The organism is Bacteroidales bacterium (genome assembly GCA_021157585.1).
Lineage (GTDB): Bacteria > Bacteroidota > Bacteroidia > Bacteroidales > UBA12170 > UBA12170.
In genome coordinates, this window is sequence record JAGGWH010000156.1 from 1 (window position 1) to 17,637 (window position 17,637).

Below are 17,637 nucleotides of genomic sequence, written 5' to 3' on the forward strand. Positions count from 1 at the left end.
CTGTTTGGGACGAAAAGAACTCCAAGTGGTGGTTCTCGGTGTTGGATATTGTTGCTGTGCTTACCGACCAAAATGATTATACTAAAACCCGCAACTATTGGAAATACCTTAAAGCCAAGTTGAAGAAAGAAAATAGTCAGTTGGTTAGTGTTACTACCCAACTGAAATTAACTGCGGCAGACGGCAAACAGTATAAATCCGATATGTTGGATTACAACGGCATTATTGCCTTAGGCAAAATATTTCCCGGAACAAAAGCCAACCGGTTTATCGAATGGTTTACTTTTAGCGACGAAAGCATTGACGGAAAAAGTAAGACAAAAGCGTATGCCTTATTTGAAAGTTCATTTATCAATAGTATTGAAATTGGCACAATTAGAGGCTTACAACAAATTCACGCTTATTTATTTGGTGGCTTGTATGATTTTGCAGGGCAAATTAGACAAAAAAACATTTCAAAAGGCGGTTTCCAATTTGCTGTATCACGCTTTTTGGGCGAAACATTAAAGCAAATAGAAGCAATGCCCGAAACAACATTTGATAATATTATAGATAAATATGTAGAAATGAATATTGCACATCCGTTTATGGAAGGTAACGGCAGAAGTACCCGAATATGGTTGGATTTGATATTAAAAAAACGCTTGGAAAAATGCGTTGATTGGAGTAAAATAAGCAAAAGAGATTATATGAGCGCAATGATGCAAAGTCCAACAAACAGCAATGTTCTAAAAAGCTTGTTGAAAAATGCTTTAACCAACAAGATAAACGACCGTGAAATGTTTATGAAAGGGATTGACTATTCGTATTACTATGAAGAAAATGACTAAAATTTTGTCGGAATTTGACGCAAAGTTGTTTGCATATTTAATTGTTTGATATTCAAGTAAATATAAAGTTTTTTTAAGATAATGAACGACTTTTTTATAAATGTATAATAGGTTAATTTATGTTTAAACTCTCACCTGAATATTGGGATAAGACTTACGAGACTAATCAAACGGGCTGGGATATTGGATATGTTTCTACACCATTAAAGGAGTATTTTGATCAGTTAAGCGATAAATCTACGCGCATTTTGATTCCCGGAGCAGGTAATGCTTATGAAGCAGAATATCTTTGGAAGCAAGGCTTTGAAAATGTATTTGTACTCGACTTTTCCAGAGCAGCAATACATAGTTTTTTGTCTCGCTTTCCGGATTTTCCAAAATCAAATATTTTGGATGAGGATTTTTTTAAGCATAAAGGAAAATATGACTTGATTATTGAACAGACTTTTTTTACTTCGATATTTCCATCTCAACGAAAAGAATACGTACAAAAAACCGCCGATTTATTAAAGTCGGGAGGAAAATTAGTGGGTTTAGTTTTTAATCATCCGTTTAATTTTGAAGGACCACCATATAGCGGAACGCCCGAAGAATATCGGCAGCTTTTCACCCCTTATTATCATTTAAACATTTTTGAAACGGCTTATAACTCTATCAAACCTCGCAGAAACAGAGAGTTATTTTTTATATTAGAAAAAATTTCTTAGCAGGCGATAATCATATTTGTAAGAGTAGATTATTAAATATCAACCCAATCGCCCTCGGATTTTATTAAAGATACTAAAGCGTTTGAAGCTTCTTTTTCAGGAATATTTTTACGCATTAGGGTTTTAGCTTTATACAGATTTACCTTCGCTTTTCCACTTCCAACATAACCGTAATCAGCATCTGCCATTTCGCCCAAACCATTTACAATACAGCCCATAATAGCAATTTTAAGATGCTTTAAATGCTTTGTTTTTTCGCGAATTTCTTCCAGCCTATCTTCAATATTAAATAGCGTTCTACCGCAGGATGGACAAGCAATATAATCGGTATGTGTTAAGCGAAGTCTACAACTTTGCAATATTCCAAAAGAAACTTGTTTAAGTGTTTCAATATGAATATTTCCTTTGTCTTGCAACCAAATTCCATCACCAAAACCATCGAGTAAAAGAGCTGAATACACTTTTGTGCTTTCCAACAAAAAGGCTTCGTTTTGATCTAGATTAAACAATCGATGCAAAACAACAGGATTTTTCATTTGCTCTTTTTGCAAATAATAAAATGCTTTTCTCCATTCGGTAATTGGATTTTCCGTTTCCGCAGTGAGTACTATAATTGCATTTGATTGATTTTTAATAGCACTTAAATATTTTATTGAGCTTAAATCATCAAGCGAAAGCTTAACATAAACATCTTGATTATCCGCAAAGGAGTTTTCCAAAAGCTCTTTTCCACTCAACAGAGGATAACAATTTGTATGTTCGTTTTCCCAAGCAGCAAAATCCTGAATATATGTCTTATCCGAAGGCAAGAAAATGGGTTTATCACTTCCGAGATATAAAATATCTGGCGGAGGCGTATCAATTTCTTGCATAGGTTTTTTCACTTTACAACTGTTTCGCTGGGCGGCTGTAGAGATAACTAAAGGAGAATTATTCCCGCCAATAATGCCGATGGAAGAAGAAACTCTTTTGCGAAAAGTAAAAGGATTAAACCAAGGTTTTTGTGATTCAAAACCAGAATGTGCTAATTGTATTTTAAACGATTCTCGTAAAGCGAGAGCAACAGGAATTTCATTTTCTGGAGCTTCCGTTAAGGAAACTCGAATAGTATCTCCTATCCCATCATTCAACAAAGTCGCCATACCTGCTATAGATTTTTGTCGACCTTCCAAACCATTCCCCGCTTCGGTTACTCCTAAATGTATGGGATAAACGTGCTTATTTTCTTGCATTCGGGCAGCCAATAAACGGTTGGCATAAACCATGGTTAAAACATGACTCGATTTAAGCGAAATAATCAAATCGTAAAATTCAGCATCCTCAAAAAATTTCACAAATTCCATTGCCGATTCCACCATTCCTTCAGCCGTATTTCCATATTTGCTCATAATCCGGTTGGATAAAGAACCGTGATTTACACCAATGCGAATGGCTGTTTTATGCTTTTTACAAATCGTAATTAAAGGCTTTAATTTTTCAGCAGTGTTAATTAGCGCTTGCTGATATTCATCTTCAGAATAATCTTCTTTTGCGTTTTTCTCCGCATAATTGCCGGGATTAATTCTAACTTTTTCAACATATTGAGCAGCTACTTCAGCCACTTTAGGATTAAAATGAATATCGGCAGCCAAAGGTGTATTATAGCCTTTTGTTATAAGTTCAGACTTAATATTTTTAAGATTTTCTGCTTCAGAAATTCCCTGTACCGTTAAACGAATTAGTTCTCCTCCTGCCTCAATAATTCGCGTGCATTGCTTAACTGTTGCTTTGGTATCCAATGTGTTAGTGTTACACATAGACTGAATAACAATAGGATTTGCAGCTCCTAAAATAATACTCCCTACCCTTACTTCTCGTGTTTTTAAACGTTTATAAGAAAAATAATCAGTTGTATATTTATTTTCAGAATGCATTTCCTTCTTTCTATTTCCAATCAAATTCTGCCATGAGAATTATTTTCTCGTCGTTTTTACGCTGCATTTTATAGCGGACTTTTCCTTGATTTTCTACATTATCTGCATAGATTTCTATTTCATCACCAAAACGAGTTTCTTGTAAAAAATTTACTAAGACTTCATTTAAAGGATGGTTTTTCAGTTGTTCAGGTATATACAAATCGTTTATCCACGCTATATATTTGGCATTATTTACATGACCGTATAAATCTATATCGCTGGCTTTTACGGTATACGTATTTAATAAAAAAGGGAATTCACCTCTGGGTTTTAAACGCGAGATATAATTTATAGGATTTTCAACAAAACGCAAAGAGTCAAAAACATGGTCTAAACGCAGAGGTCTACGGGCTTCGATATCAATCACAACCCAGTTGGATGATCCAACAGCTATCAACTCATTTTTCTCATTTAACATCCTATAATCGCGATTAGCAAATAAGCCGGTAATACCTTTTGGCTGTGTTTGAATAATTAACTTTTCTTGCCAACCCGGTAAGCTTTTGAGTATTTTTATTCGCATTCCAAACAAAACCCAAGCTAATTTAGCCTCGCTCATTTTTTTAAAACCAAAATTCAGTTCCTCTGAATGCTTCCAGGCCGTTTCCTGAGCAAAATTAAAGAGAGAATGTAAACTCAAAAAGCCACTAAAATCAACATCGTGCCAAGAAACAAAATTAGTAGTCTTTAGTTGTGGTATATCAGTTGGAAAAGGAGAAATTAAACGATTCATAGTAATGGGAGTATTAAATGGTAAATTTTAAATGTGTGTTAAATTTTAAATGATTTGTATTAAGTGATAAAATTACAAATCCTTTTCGTTTTTCAAAGTGTTTATATTTTACTAAAAACAAATAAGCGATATCTCCAGTTTGTACAACTAGAGAATACCGCTTATTCAAAGAATTATGAGACAAATTTTTATAAAATGGGGTTTACTAACCTAAGTTCAGTATAAATTTACATTTTAATGATATTTAATTCAATATATAACAACGTGTTAGAACCACACCCATAATCATATCAAAGCCATCGCATTTTCCCTTGAGTGAAACTTGATCTCCTATTTTCAAGTCACTAAGAAATGCTTGATTATGAACTACACTAAGGCTATCTATAGCGCAGTTTACAGCTTCCATTTCATCATTTAAAACAATGGATACCTCAAAGCCGTTGGTTGTAATATCAACGATCTCTCCTTGAACTTGAACTACTTGATTAGCAAATTTTATATTTCCAGCTTCTTCGTCAGAATTATATTCATTAAAAAATGCTTTTGCCGTTAAACTATAGGCGGGTGTCTCGTGCTCAATATCACGATGGGGCATATTAAAAACGTAATATACTGTCGCTAAACCGCCCACTAAACCAATTGCAGCAACAATCAAAAATATTTTCAGGTTCTTTTTCATCATTACTTATTATAAGGTTTATAGTCGAATTTTATCTTTAGCAGAATTTCATCTTTAATGGCTTTCTTATACGACTTTTCTACTTTTACTTTATAATTTTCAAGTGAAATATGGAATTCTGATTCCGCAGATATAAGACCATCTTTTACTGTGATTATCCCTTTTTCTTCAATATCTCTTGTTTCTCCGTGGATGGTAAATTTTCCTTGAAATAGGACATCATAAGAACCATCAATGGAAAAGTTAGCAACATCGAAATTGATTATTTTTCCTTTGAATACCGATTTTGTAAACTTATGAGATTCGATATAATTTTCGTTAAAATGTTCTTCTACTAGGGCTTCTTCAAACTTGAATGAACGCACCAAAGTTGAGGCTACAATATCACCTGTTTCCGTATTTAATATACTGGCTACCTTTTTGTTTATCCCATCAATGGTAAACAAAGGGGTTTCAGAAAAAATCTCAACAGTGCCCGTCTTGGTTATCTGTTTTTGTGCCTGAGCAGTTACGGCTAAGAAACTAATCAAGATTATTAAAAGGAATTTATTTTTCATTATTATATTTTTTAGTTTGTTTTTAATGGCCTGATTTTATGGCGAAAACTCTTGAGATATTGAAACCAAAATAGATTCCTCCATTGAGCCAGTCTCCTGTTGTTTCGCCAATAAAACCATCCTCAACCATAGCCTTTGAATTTGTTGCAAATATTTGAAATACATGGCCTCCTGTTTCAATATCGAATCCTATAGCAAGAGGATTAAAATATGCATTATCCGATTTTGCATGGTTTGTATAGAAGTACTCGAAAGTAACGGCTACTCTACGTATAAATTTATAGCGACCACCAATTCCCATGGCCAAAATATCGTTTTTTTCACCTTCAATGACAAAGTTTCTATGTACAAAAGTTGGGGAGAGCTGTAAAGATAAAGCTTCATTAAATTTATGGGCAATTAACAATTGATGAGTAAATCCCATTCTCGACATATAATCATCAAAAACACCATCTCTCATATCAGGAAGATCTAAATAACCTCTAAGTGTTTTAAGAGATACATCTCCATAATAAGATATAGAAACGGGCATTACTCTTTTTCCTTTTGATTGACGGATTATTGTAAGTTTAAGAGAGCCATCGTAGGTTTTTTTGTTTGTTCCTCGACGTAAACCAAGCATTAACCAATCGTTAATACCATATTCAAAAGAGAAATTGATAAGGGCATTATCTAATCCCCAAAGTTGGTAAGCACCACTATTCAATTGTCCAAAGCGGTGGTTAATCCTAAAATCGAGCTGACCTTTTTGCATTCTTTCAATAGAATGACCGTTAATAATTCTTGTAGATTTGAATGTATAGGCAGTATATTCTATTTCTTCTTCAACTTCATCGTCTAACATATTCATCAAATCATCTTGAGCATATGACTGTGAGAAAAAGAACACAAAAGCTATCGTTAGTAAATACAGTTTTTTCATGATTTTATAATTTATCTAATTATTATTTGCACCTTCTCTAATCCATACTAGCACCTTATCGGTTTGAGTTTTAGATAATATTCCTGAAAGAGGCATTGGACTCTGCAGATCTATCATACGCATATAAAGCTTGCTGTTTTCTGGAGTATCTAAATCTAACTGACCGCCTGTAGTTATTGCTTCAAAGGCATTTCCTTCTGATAAATCTGGCCAGATTCCGTTTACATTATGGCATCCAATAGCATTACAGCTTTGGTTGAAAATAGGAATTAGCTCTGTTTGGAAACTTACGTTCTGAGGTAATTCATCAGGTAGTTCTATTTGTTCGTATTTGCAGGAACTAAAAATTACAGTTAGCAGCATTAGAATTGCAAATCTATTTAGTGTTGATTGAGTCATAATATTTTGAATTGTTAATTAATATTATTGAATCTGAAATATTGAGAATGTAGCAGCTATTTTTAAAGTTTTAAAGACAGCTGCCACATTCATTATGTGTTAATTATTATTCAAACTTCAAGATTAGGTTAGGCTTGATTGCATGTGCAATTGCTGCATTATTAAATATAGCCAAGCCAAAAGCCAATTCTTCTGTCACATCAAATACAACATCATCTGCATCATTTGTATTTAGTTTACGTGTGAACTCGCAAATCCAACCAGTACCTGTGTGTACAGCGGAGATAGAAATATCACCTCTACCTAAAGTAAAAGCTCTAGTTGTAACACTTGGAAAACGTTTGTTGCCTGTAGCATGTTCGTATCCACCATCAGCAGGATCAATTGTTCCGCCATTGTAAGTAAGCACACCATTAGCATCTACTGCTGTTATTAGCTTAGCTGTGCCGTTGTCAATTTCGTCTTGACTAATCCAGTAATAATCTGTTCTGTTAGGAATAATATACAGCGGAACACTCACGTCAGCATTACCATTATTTAAAGTTTGAGAGTTATTTGAATATCCTCCTTCACCTGTTGAATCACCATGTCTTCCATTTGTTCCAGACATTTTAGAAGGATCATCATAAGTCATCATTTGATCATCAACCTGACCGGCATAAGTACCTCTAACACGTTTCCAGTGCCACATATCAATTTTCTCTCCGTCCGTGGTTAAATAATGTCTAGTATGTTTGTCTTTAGCATTTACAATAGTTAGATTTTGATGGCAAGTAGCATAGCACGTTGAAGAACTAAATCCACTTACGTCTCCTATTGGAAATAAGAAAGCAAACTTATCTTCATAGAATTTATCAGAAGCGGTATTCGCATACTTATGCTCACTTTTCCAGAGTTTATCACTTGGATCAAAATACCAAGACTGTCTGTCTTTACTGTCATCTGAATCATCCCATTCTAATAAGAAATAAATATCATTTCCGAAATAACCTGAGCGCATCGTAAATGGATATTTTTCACCAGTATAAGGAGCAAATAAGCCTAGGCCTTCCTCTGTACCTTCACCATCACTATTTAAATACGTTCCTCTGGCAGATAAATTAGGAACTTCTGTGGTTCCAACTAATCTTTGGGCTGTTCCCCACATTTCATCAACGATACCATCTAAAGTAGGTGCCGAAGTAAATTTTTTCACGAGAAGTTCTGATGTACTTTCTCCCGGATCAACAATTGGGTCATCTCCTCCTGTATCATCTTTTTTACAACTGTTTAATGATAGCATTGATCCTAAAAGGAGCAGACTTGCGAAATACTTAAAATACTTTTTCATTTTTTTATAGAATTATGTTCAATTAATTGATTATTGATTAGGCTTTATCCCATTGCAATTAATAGTCCCGTTCTATAATGCAGAAGACAATTATTTATTCGCTTAACTGTATATTTCTGAGTATTAGGGGCAAATTGTTCAGAAAAAAATTAAAAATTATTTTCGGGCAGAAAAAAAAAGAAAAAAAACGACGGGTTCTCGTCGATAAAGACGAAAAACGGTCGCTTAAAATTTTATAAATACAGGGCTTACAGCTTGAATTTTATAACCTTTGATTTTAGAGTAGATGCTGGAAGTCCTAATAGTTCTGCAGCCTTTGCTTTGTTACCATGTGATTTATCCAAAGCGGTAATGACTGCATTTTTCTCAACCTCTTCAAGGATTTCATTTAGCGTTTTATTATCGAAAGTAAAGCAGCTTCGTTTAAAATCGGGAAATTTTATTTCGTAAGGAATGATTTCTGTATCTATCTTGTTATCAGCACTCAACAGTGTTAGTCGTTCCGAAAGGTTTTTTAATTCTCTAACATTTCCAGGAAACGGATATTTTTTTAAAATATCAAATACCTCACTGTCAATTTGCTTTTCGCCATCCTCAGAATAAATCGAAACAAAATGCTTGGTTAAACGAACAATATCTTCAGGTTTTTCTCTTAAAGAAGGCAACTGAATTGGAAATACATTTAGACGATAGAAGAGATCTTCTCTAAACTTTCCCTCGTCTACCATTTTTCTCAAATCTTTTTTGGTGGAAGCAATAAGACGAATGTCAACCTTAATTATTTTACTTCCGCCAACTCTTTCTATTTCTCTCTCTTCAAGTGCTCTTAATAACTTTACCTGCATGTCGAGCGGAATATCATCAATGTCATCCAAATAAAGAGTGCCACCAGAGGCCATTTCAAACCGTCCTATTTTTTCTGAGATGGCTCCAGTAAAAGCTCCTTTTTCATGTCCAAAAAGTTCGGATTCAAATATTTCACGATTCAATATTGCACAACTAACCTTAATCAATGGTTTTTTACTTCGACTACTGTTATAATGAATGATGTTAGTTAACAACTCTTTCCCCGTTCCTGTTTCACCTACAAGCAAAACAGAAGTTGATTTTTGCGCAACGATTTTTACCAAGTTGAAAATTTCATTTACCCTAGCACTTTCGCCTACATAAGACGAAAAATTGTAATTCTGTTTTAATTTTATTTTTAGTTCTTTATTCTCATCCTTAACTTGTTTAAGTTCGATAATACGCTCGATAATAAGAAGTATTTTTTCGTTATCGAAAGGTTTTTCGACATAATCATAGGCGCCTAATTTCATAGCTTCTACTGCTGTGGAAACAGTAGAATATGCTGTCATTAGAACAACAAAAATAGCCGGATTTATTTTTTTTATTCTCTCTAAGAATTCAATGCCATTAATGTCTGGCATTTTTAGATCGGTGATTACAATATCAGGGGTGATGGTTTTCATTTGTTTCAATGCAGAACCGGCATGAGCAAATTCAAAAACCTCATAACCGGCATCTTTTAATTCGTCGGCAAGAGAAACCCGAATTATGCGTTCATCATCTACAACATATATTTTCATAGTTTATTTTTTTTAGAACAAGGCAATTCAATAATAAATTCGGTTCCCACACCCACAGTAGAGCTAAAGGATATTGTTCCTTGATGTTCTTTAATCAAATTAAAAGAAACAGACAGCCCCAATCCGGTTCCTTTCCCTACTTTTTTAAGCGTAAAGAAAGGATCGAAAATCTTATCTTGGCTCGGCTTAGGAATACCAATACCATTGTCCTTTAAATGAATATATACTTTATCATCAATTGGATTGGCGGTTATTTCTATTTCTCCTACCAGTTGAGGCTCATTCTCTTTTCGTTCAAGAATAGCATCGTAACTGTTTAGAATTAGGTTTACAAATATTTGTTCCAAATGATTGGCACTAGCATTTACAAAGTGATCTCTTTGGAATTTACGTTTTACAATTATCCGTTGGTCTGAGAGCTTGTGGCTGGTTAGTTTAATTGCATTTTCGATAACGGTATTCAATTTTGTTTTCTGTAGCAAGATATCTTGCTTGCGACTAAAATTTAACAAATGTTGAACTACATTTTCTATGCGTGTAGTTGCTTCTTGTATCAAAAGAATGTATTTGGTATTTTGCTCAATATTTGCAGGATCTTTAGTGATTCTCTTTGTGCAATTTCTAATTCCTGAGATGGGATTGTTTATTTCGTGGGCAACACCTGCCGAAAGGGTTCCTAAAGAAGCTAGCTTTTCAGCCTGAACCAATGCGCCTTGTGTTTTTTTTAACTCCTGATAACTGTTTTCAAGTCGAACCAACATTTCTGAAAATTTTGTTTCAAGTACATCTAGCTCATCATTGATTTGGAGGTTTAAAAAACGTCTGAATTTACGTTTTGTTACACTATAGTCTTTCTCTAGACCAGTTTTATTTAAATCAAAAATTTGTGCTTTCCGGCTGATGTTTTTAATGGGAGAGGTAATGATGTAAGAGAAGAATAACGCACCGACTAAGCCGAGAATAAAGAAAATGATAATCATTAATATCAAATTTCGAGTTGCCTCCGTAATTTCTTGTTGGATGTGTTCCTCTACAATGCCAAGGCGAACCGTTCCTATATTTCCATTTAGTATAGGATAAGCAATATCTCGGATAACAGGATATTTATAATTATTTGTATTGATAACCAGTATGTTATAGTCCTCTGAATTTAGCTGGTTTATGTTTAGTAATCCCGGTGGGATATTGATATCGTAGGTTTGAGCAACAAGCTTATTCTGACTATTCAATAAAAATATATAGGCTATGCTAGGATCACTTTGTTTTACTTCGTCAAGTATATTATAAAGGCTTAAAGCGTCTTCGTAAACTAATGGTGTCAGTGCTTTTTCTGCAACTATACCGGCAAGTACCTTACAACGCTTGTCTATTTCTTTTTCAAAAGAAGTATAAACAGATGTCCATAAAAGATAAATATTAGTAAGACCAAAGATGAGGACTACAAAAGTAGAAACGATGGCAAATTTCCAAAATAAAGGGAGCCTGATTATTTTATTTTGAAGCTGCATTATTAATCAATTCTTTTAATTGAAAAACACTAGTATATATTGAATCATCTACTCGAACAAATTTGTCGATATTGAGTTTATCGAGCAAGCTTTTTCCTATACTATCAGTATGTAGGTTTAAGAAAATGTCTTGATACTTTTTAAAGCATTTTTCCGACAGCGACGAAGGAACCACCACGGGTGGTATGCCAAAAAATTCTGACTTTTCAATAATTTTGATATTTTCAATTCGTTCTGGATGATGCATTGCAATATAATCATAGATAAGGCCGTGTACCGAAGCGCCATCAACAATACCCCTGTTTACCATCTGGATAGAAATGTCATGCCCATACGTATAAATTGTCTTTTGAAAGAAATTTTCTTCCTCAACGGAAAGTTGTACTAACTCTTTAAACGGATATAATCTTCCCGTATTTGAAAGCGGGTCTGTAAAAGCAAATTGTTTGTTTTCAAAATCTTTAAAAGTGTTGATTTCTGAGTCTTTTTGAGTAATAATGTAAGCTTGGTATGAGGTCTTTTGATCGATTTGTGGAGCTACCAATAATCTTATTTTTCCGCTCGAATATTCCTCAACAAAAGCTCCCGAACATATAAATGCAAAATCTACCTCTGCATTTTCTAAGAGCAGATTAACTTCTTCGTAAGATTTTTTTTGCTTAATAAAAATGGGGTGACCCGATTTTTTTGAGATATAATTTATCAAATCATTATAATAACTGTAGGTTTCTTTGGGCGAAGTCATAGACGCAATAGCAATATACACGGCGTCCGTTTCGCTAGTATTTACGCTTGATTTCTGATTCGAAGTATCGGCAAAATTAACCTGAGCATTTTTATTATTCGTGTTTGTGCAAGCAAAGGTTAAAAACAAAAAGAATAGTGTTGCAATTCGTTTCATATCTACTTATTTAAGTATTTGTAAAGTAAATCAATTTTATAATGAATTTGGAGAAAAATATTGATCTGTTTAATTTTATTTTATCCTTGGTTCTGCTATTGCATAAACTGCACCAAAAAGAAATTGATGTATTTGATATGATTAAAATTTAAACGGATACTTTTTTTGGTTATTCGGAAGATTTTAGGTCATTCTGAAAGAAAAACGAAAATAGAAGTCCGACAAATGCAAGCCCAGCAGCAAAACGGAAAACACTTTGAACGGCTTGAATTTCATTCAAGAACAACACGTTTTCGAACCTTAAATTGAGGTTTTGAAAGAAATAACTAAACAACAAGGCAAAAACCAAAACGCCAATCAATTTACCCATACTTTTTGAAGTGGCAATGGCAGCCGATCCCATACCGTAATTTTTGCGAGGCAAATTTAACATCCCAATTGTTGTTGCGGCCGGATAAAACAAACCCATTCCAATTCCGAGGAGTATCATTGAGAAAACAATAAATAAAAGGCTGCTTTGTTGACTCCAAAAGCTAAAGAAAAGCATAGAAACAAACAAAAAGAAATTGCCTAAAAGCACCACTTTCTTTGTGCTTAAAATGCGCTGAAAATAATCAGTAAATGGTGCGAGAAGAACCATTATTGCGGGCGATATTACCATCAACAAACCCGATAGTTCTGTGTCAAAACCTCTTCCTTCTTCAAAATAAAAGGGGCGCAAAAAGCGCGATCCAACATTCACCACAAAAAATAAAAAGAAACCTAGACTCGCCAACCAAAAGTTTCGTAAACGGAATAAACTCAATTCCAAAATTGGAAAAGAGCATTTTTTCTGTCGATAAAGGAAAATTAAAAATAAAAAGAGGGAAATAAGCAGAAATGGCCAAGCTCCAGACCATCCATAATTCCTTCCTATATTAACTCCAGCGATAAGGCTGGCGAGAAAGGCGAAACTTAAAAAAGCACCCAAAATATCAAATTTTTCTCTTTTTGTTTTATCTGCTTTGAGTCGGAGTTTAAAACTAAACCATAAACCCATAATTACCAAAGGAATATTTATAAAAAACACTGCTTGCCAAGAGAATAAACTTATTAAATAACCGCCAATCAAAGGTCCAACACTTATTCCTATTCCGGTACTCATCATCCATTGGCCATAAGCACTTGCTTGTTTTTCTTCTGAAATATATCTTTTAATTAAGGCTGGACCAATAACATATAAAGCCGCCTCAGCAAATCCCTGAAAAAAGCGCAAGCCAAGTAAAAAATTAAAATCAGTAGTGATGCCACTTAAGAAAGTAGTGAGACCAAAAATTGCAAAACCAGAGATTAGGATTTTTTTAGGTGATGCAATTTGACTTATCTTTCCCATAATCAATGCTGAGCTTGTTGCTGTGAGCATAGAAATCATTAAAACCATAGAAATAAGCGAAACGCTAAATTGAAAATACGAGCGCATTTCGGGCAAAGCAATATTTACTGCCGACAAATCCATTAAAACGACCAAAGCCGCACTATTTATTGCCCAGCGTATTGCTTTTTCGTTAGACATAATTTAATGGGCTTCTAACCAGTTTTTACCGGTATTCATATCTACAACAATGGGGACATTTAGAGAAATAGCTTCTCGCATTTCTTTTTCAACCAAGATTTTTAGTTCTTCAACTTCATCTAAATGCGCATCAAAAACCAATTCATCGTGCACTTGCAAAATCATTTTCGATTGCATGTTTTTTTCTAGCATTCGTTTTTGAACATTAATCATAGCCACTTTTATCATATCGGCCGAAGAACCCTGGATAGGTGCATTAATTGCATTTCGCTCGGCAAAACCACGCACAATGGCATTGGAAGAATTGATATCTTTTAAATAGCGGCGGCGACCTTTTATGGTTTCTACATAACCCTTTTCTCTTGCAAAAATTTTGGTTTGCTCCATATAGTTTTTAATAGCAGGATAACTCTCAAAATAAGTGGCAATAATCTCAGCCGCTTCTTTCCTCGAAATTCCAATATTCTCTGCAAGTCCAAAAGCAGAAATTCCATAAATAATCCCAAAGTTCACACCTTTAGCATTACGACGCATATCTTTGTCAACCTCTTCAATAGGTACATTATACACTTTAGAAGCTGTGGCAGTATGTATATCGATACCATCTTTAAATGCTTGTATCATAGCTTTATCGCCGCTTAGGCTGGCGATAATTCGTAATTCAATTTGAGAATAATCTGCCGCTAAAAGAATATAATTGGCATTGCGCGGAACAAAAGCTTTACGTATTTCGCGCCCTTTTTCCGTTCGGATAGGAATATTTTGAAGGTTGGGATTCGTGGAGCTTAAACGACCAGTAGCTGCTACTGTTTGGTTGTAGCTTGTATGTATTCTTCTTGTTCGCGGATTAACCAATAAAGGTAAGGCATCAACGTAAGTTGACTTTAATTTAGTTAAAGAGCGATAATCTAAAATTGCGCGAATGATAGGATGTTTGTTTTCTAATTTACGAAGTATATCTTCGCCTGTTGAATATTGTCCCGATTTGGTTTTTTTAGCTTTTTCAACAATTTTCATATGTCCAAAAAGAATTTCGCCCAACTGCTTTGGCGATGATACATTAAACTGAACACCTGCCATTTCTTGTATCTGCTTGTTTAGTTTAACAATCTCTTTTCCAAGCTCAAGAGAAAAATCATTTAAAGCCTCTGAATCTAAATTTACACCCTCGCCTTCCATAGAAGCCAAGACTGAAATTAAAGGAATTTCAATTTCATTAAATAAATTAAGTAATCCTGCTTCTTGTAATTTTGGCTCAAAAATATCTTTTAGTTGAAGTGTAATATCAGCATCCTCGCAAGCATATTCTTTTAGTAAATCCAAAGGAACATCGCGCATAGTTTTTTGGTTTTTTCCTTTTTTACCAATCAAATCTGCTATAGGCATGGGCTTATAATCCAAATAGTTTTCGGCTAATATGTCCATAGAGTGTCGCATATCGGGTTGTAAAAGATAATGCGCTATCATAGTATCAAATAAACGTCCTTTTACTTCAATACCATACCATTTTAGGAATGAAATATCAAATTTTAAGTTTTGACCTATTTTCCCAATACTTTCATTTTCAAAAACAGCTTTAAACTCTTGCATCACAGCTTCAGCTTCGGCAAAATTTTCGGGTAAGCAAACATAAAAACCTGAATGATGACCATACGAAAACGACAAACCAACCAATTCATCTGTATTTGGGTTTAAGCCGGTTGTTTCTGTATCAAAACAAAAAGCCATAGATGAAGATAGAGTCTTAATAAGTTTTTCGCGCTTTTCAAATGTATCTACTAATTCGTAATTATGTGTTTGTGTTTCAAGTGTTTTATATTCGCTTTCAGTAGGTATTTCTATGCCGGCAGATCCAAATAAGTCGGCTTGACCACTTTCTGTATTTAATCCTTTTTCAGATAAGGAATTCATTTGTTTTAAAACCCTTGAAGCAAATGTTCTAAACTCTAATTCTGTTGTAATTTCTTTTAATGCTTTAGCGTTGGGCTCTTTTCTTTCAAAGCTTTTTAAATCAAAAGTTACCGGAGCATTAATATCTATGGTTGCTAATTTTTTCGACATTAAAGCATCTTCTTTTGCCGCCTTAACTTTATCACGAAGTTTAGGGTTTTTTATCTCGTCGATACGTTTAAGCATTTCTTCCACACTTCCAAATTGTGCAATAAGTTTTTTAGCTGTTACGGGACCAACACCGGCAATGCCGGGAATATTATCCGAAACATCTCCACTTAAACCAAGAAAATCTATGACTTGTTCGGGGCGTTCCACTCCAAATTTTTCACAAACCTCATCTACACCTAAAATTTCAGCCTTATTACCCATACGAGCAGGTTTGTACATTTTAATATTTTCACTAACCAACTGCCCGAAGTCTTTATCGGGAGTCATCATAAAAGTGAGCAAATTTTCTTTTTCAGCTTTTTTAGCCAAAGTTCCAATTACATCGTCGGCTTCATAATTCTCAACTAAAACAACAGGAATATTAAAGGCTTGAATAAGTTGCTTAATATAGGGAATTGATATGCTAATATCTTCGGGAGTTTTTTCACGATTGGCTTTATAGGCCGGATAAAATTCGTTACGAAACGATCCTCCTTTAGGATCAAAAACAACTGCAATATAATCCGGATTTTCATTAGAGAGTACTTCCCAAAGAGTATTGGCAAAACCTAAAATGGCGGATGTGTTTAAACCTTTGGAGTTAATACGTGGGTTACGATTAAGTGCATAATAAGCTCTGTAAATCAATGCATAAGCATCAAGGAGAAAAAGTTTTTTCTGTTCAGGCATAACTAAAATTATAAGATGACTTGATGATTAAAAAGGCTAAATAGTTTTAATAAAACAACGTCTTCGTTTATGCTGAATAGAGTCGAAATTTTTCCAATTACTAATTACATTATGATTGGTTTCAAAAATACCTGTTGTTTCCATAAACTTAATTCCCTGCTTATGCATTTCACCTAATATTTCATCAAAAAGGACCACGGCAACACCCGCTCTGTCAAATTCAGGCATTACGCCAATTAAAAACAGATCGAGCACTTCGGGCTTTTTCATAGCTTGCAAAATATGATAAAATCCAAAAGGATAAATACTTCCTTTTGCTTTTTGCATAGCTACGGATAAAGAAGGAACAGCAATCATAAAAGCAACAACTGCATCGTCTTTTTTGATAATCCTGACAAACTTAGGGTTGATTATCTTAAAATACTTTTGGGTATACAAATCAACCATTTTATCATTAAAAGAAGTAACAAACGGCAGTTTTTGGAAAGCTTCGTTTAGCACCTTAAACATAGGTTTAACATAAGGCAAAAAATCTTTTGTTTTTTCAAACTTCACGACTTCAAATCCATAACGTTTTTTTACGATAGCAGCACCACGTTTGGCTTTATTCAATGCGTGTTCACCCAAGGTAAGACGAAATTCTATCCAATCTATTTCTTTTTCGAAACCATAAGCATCGAGATGAGTTTTATAGTAAGGCATATGATAAACAGATGCTACAGAAGGTAGATGATCAAAACCTTCAATAAGCATTCCTTGAGTATCTAAATTAGAATAGCCTAATGGTCCGTGAACGATCTCCATTCCGCGTTCTTTTACCCAAGCAACAGCAGTATCCATCAATAGTAGAAAAACTTCTTTATCGTCAATAAATTCGAGCCGGGAAAAACGACCATACTTCTTTCCGGTTTTTTTATTGTATTTTGAATTTATTATCGCACTAATTCTTCCCACAGCTTTGCCATCGCGATATGCTAACCAAAATTCCGACTCGCTATATTCAATAGCAGGATTATATTCAGGGTCTATTGCTTTTAATTCATCTGCTTTAATAGGCGGAACCCATAAGGGTGTGTTTTTATATATCTCAAATTGTAGGTTTACAAAAGCTTTTTTTTGATTTTTACTACGAACGACTTCTATTGTTAATGCCATAATTTTATTTTTTTATATAAACAAATCTAC

General features: G+C 34.2%; 15 protein-coding genes. 2 read left to right on the forward strand and 13 right to left on the reverse strand.

What is annotated here, in order from left to right; all coding sequences use genetic code 11:
* Nucleotides 1-38: 38 nt before the first annotated feature.
* Entirely contained in the window at nucleotides 39-830 is a 792-nt protein-coding gene (locus J7K39_10510; GenBank protein ID MCD6180322.1) for a Fic family protein, read from the forward strand.
* A gap of 119 nt (nucleotides 831-949) precedes the next feature.
* A complete protein-coding gene (locus tag J7K39_10515) occupies nucleotides 950-1,537 on the forward strand; it encodes a methyltransferase domain-containing protein (GenBank protein ID MCD6180323.1) in 588 nt (195 codons plus the stop codon).
* 32 nt (nucleotides 1,538-1,569) lie between these two features.
* On the opposite strand, the gene ispG is transcribed toward J7K39_10515, so the two are convergent.
* From ispG to J7K39_10580, 13 genes are all read right to left on the reverse strand, one after another.
* The gene (ispG, locus tag J7K39_10520; GenBank protein MCD6180324.1) at nucleotides 1,570-3,450 is read right to left on the reverse strand and encodes a (E)-4-hydroxy-3-methylbut-2-enyl-diphosphate synthase; all 1,881 of its coding nucleotides are present in this window, start codon (nucleotides 3,448-3,450) and stop codon (nucleotides 1,570-1,572) included.
* Between the two features lie 10 nt (nucleotides 3,451-3,460).
* Nucleotides 3,461-4,225, reverse strand: coding sequence for a hypothetical protein (locus J7K39_10525; GenBank protein ID MCD6180325.1), 765 nt, complete (start codon nucleotides 4,223-4,225; stop codon nucleotides 3,461-3,463).
* Nucleotides 4,226-4,469: 244 nt separating this feature from the next.
* Nucleotides 4,470-4,907, reverse strand: a complete 438-nt coding sequence (locus tag J7K39_10530) for a hypothetical protein (GenBank protein MCD6180326.1) — start codon at nucleotides 4,905-4,907, stop codon at nucleotides 4,470-4,472.
* A complete protein-coding gene (locus J7K39_10535) occupies nucleotides 4,907-5,461 on the reverse strand; it encodes a YceI family protein (GenBank protein ID MCD6180327.1) in 555 nt (184 codons plus the stop codon). Before J7K39_10535 ends, J7K39_10530 begins: the two co-directional genes overlap by 1 nt.
* Nucleotides 5,462-5,483: 22 nt before the next feature.
* Nucleotides 5,484-6,383: a hypothetical protein gene (locus J7K39_10540; GenBank protein MCD6180328.1), complete on the reverse strand. Its 900-nt coding sequence runs from the start codon at nucleotides 6,381-6,383 to the stop codon at nucleotides 5,484-5,486.
* Between the two features lie 15 nt (nucleotides 6,384-6,398).
* Entirely contained in the window at nucleotides 6,399-6,782 is a 384-nt protein-coding gene (locus J7K39_10545) for a hypothetical protein (protein MCD6180329.1), read from the reverse strand.
* Nucleotides 6,783-6,888: 106 nt separating this feature from the next.
* Nucleotides 6,889-8,112 (reverse strand): hypothetical protein, encoded by a 1,224-nt coding sequence (locus tag J7K39_10550; GenBank protein ID MCD6180330.1) that lies wholly within the window; start codon nucleotides 8,110-8,112, stop codon nucleotides 6,889-6,891.
* A gap of 248 nt (nucleotides 8,113-8,360) precedes the next feature.
* Nucleotides 8,361-9,701: a sigma-54-dependent Fis family transcriptional regulator gene (locus tag J7K39_10555; GenBank protein ID MCD6180331.1), complete on the reverse strand. Its 1,341-nt coding sequence runs from the start codon at nucleotides 9,699-9,701 to the stop codon at nucleotides 8,361-8,363.
* Nucleotides 9,698-11,209, reverse strand: coding sequence for a hypothetical protein (locus J7K39_10560; protein ID MCD6180332.1), 1,512 nt, complete (start codon nucleotides 11,207-11,209; stop codon nucleotides 9,698-9,700). The genes J7K39_10555 and J7K39_10560 overlap by 4 nt, the downstream gene beginning before the upstream one ends.
* Nucleotides 11,193-12,110 carry a phosphate/phosphite/phosphonate ABC transporter substrate-binding protein gene (gene phnD, locus J7K39_10565; GenBank protein ID MCD6180333.1) on the reverse strand — a complete coding sequence of 306 codons (918 nt, stop codon included), beginning with the start codon at nucleotides 12,108-12,110 and terminating at the stop codon, nucleotides 11,193-11,195. The genes J7K39_10560 and phnD overlap by 17 nt, the downstream gene beginning before the upstream one ends.
* A 169-nt stretch (nucleotides 12,111-12,279) precedes the next feature.
* Nucleotides 12,280-13,662 carry an MFS transporter gene (locus J7K39_10570; protein MCD6180334.1) on the reverse strand — a complete coding sequence of 461 codons (1,383 nt, stop codon included), beginning with the start codon at nucleotides 13,660-13,662 and terminating at the stop codon, nucleotides 12,280-12,282.
* Between the two features lie 3 nt (nucleotides 13,663-13,665).
* Entirely contained in the window at nucleotides 13,666-16,452 is a 2,787-nt protein-coding gene (gene polA, locus J7K39_10575; protein MCD6180335.1) for a DNA polymerase I, read from the reverse strand.
* A 36-nt stretch (nucleotides 16,453-16,488) separates the two neighbouring features.
* Nucleotides 16,489-17,607 (reverse strand): hypothetical protein, encoded by a 1,119-nt coding sequence (locus J7K39_10580; GenBank protein ID MCD6180336.1) that lies wholly within the window; start codon nucleotides 17,605-17,607, stop codon nucleotides 16,489-16,491.
* Nucleotides 17,608-17,637: the final 30 nt, after the last annotated feature.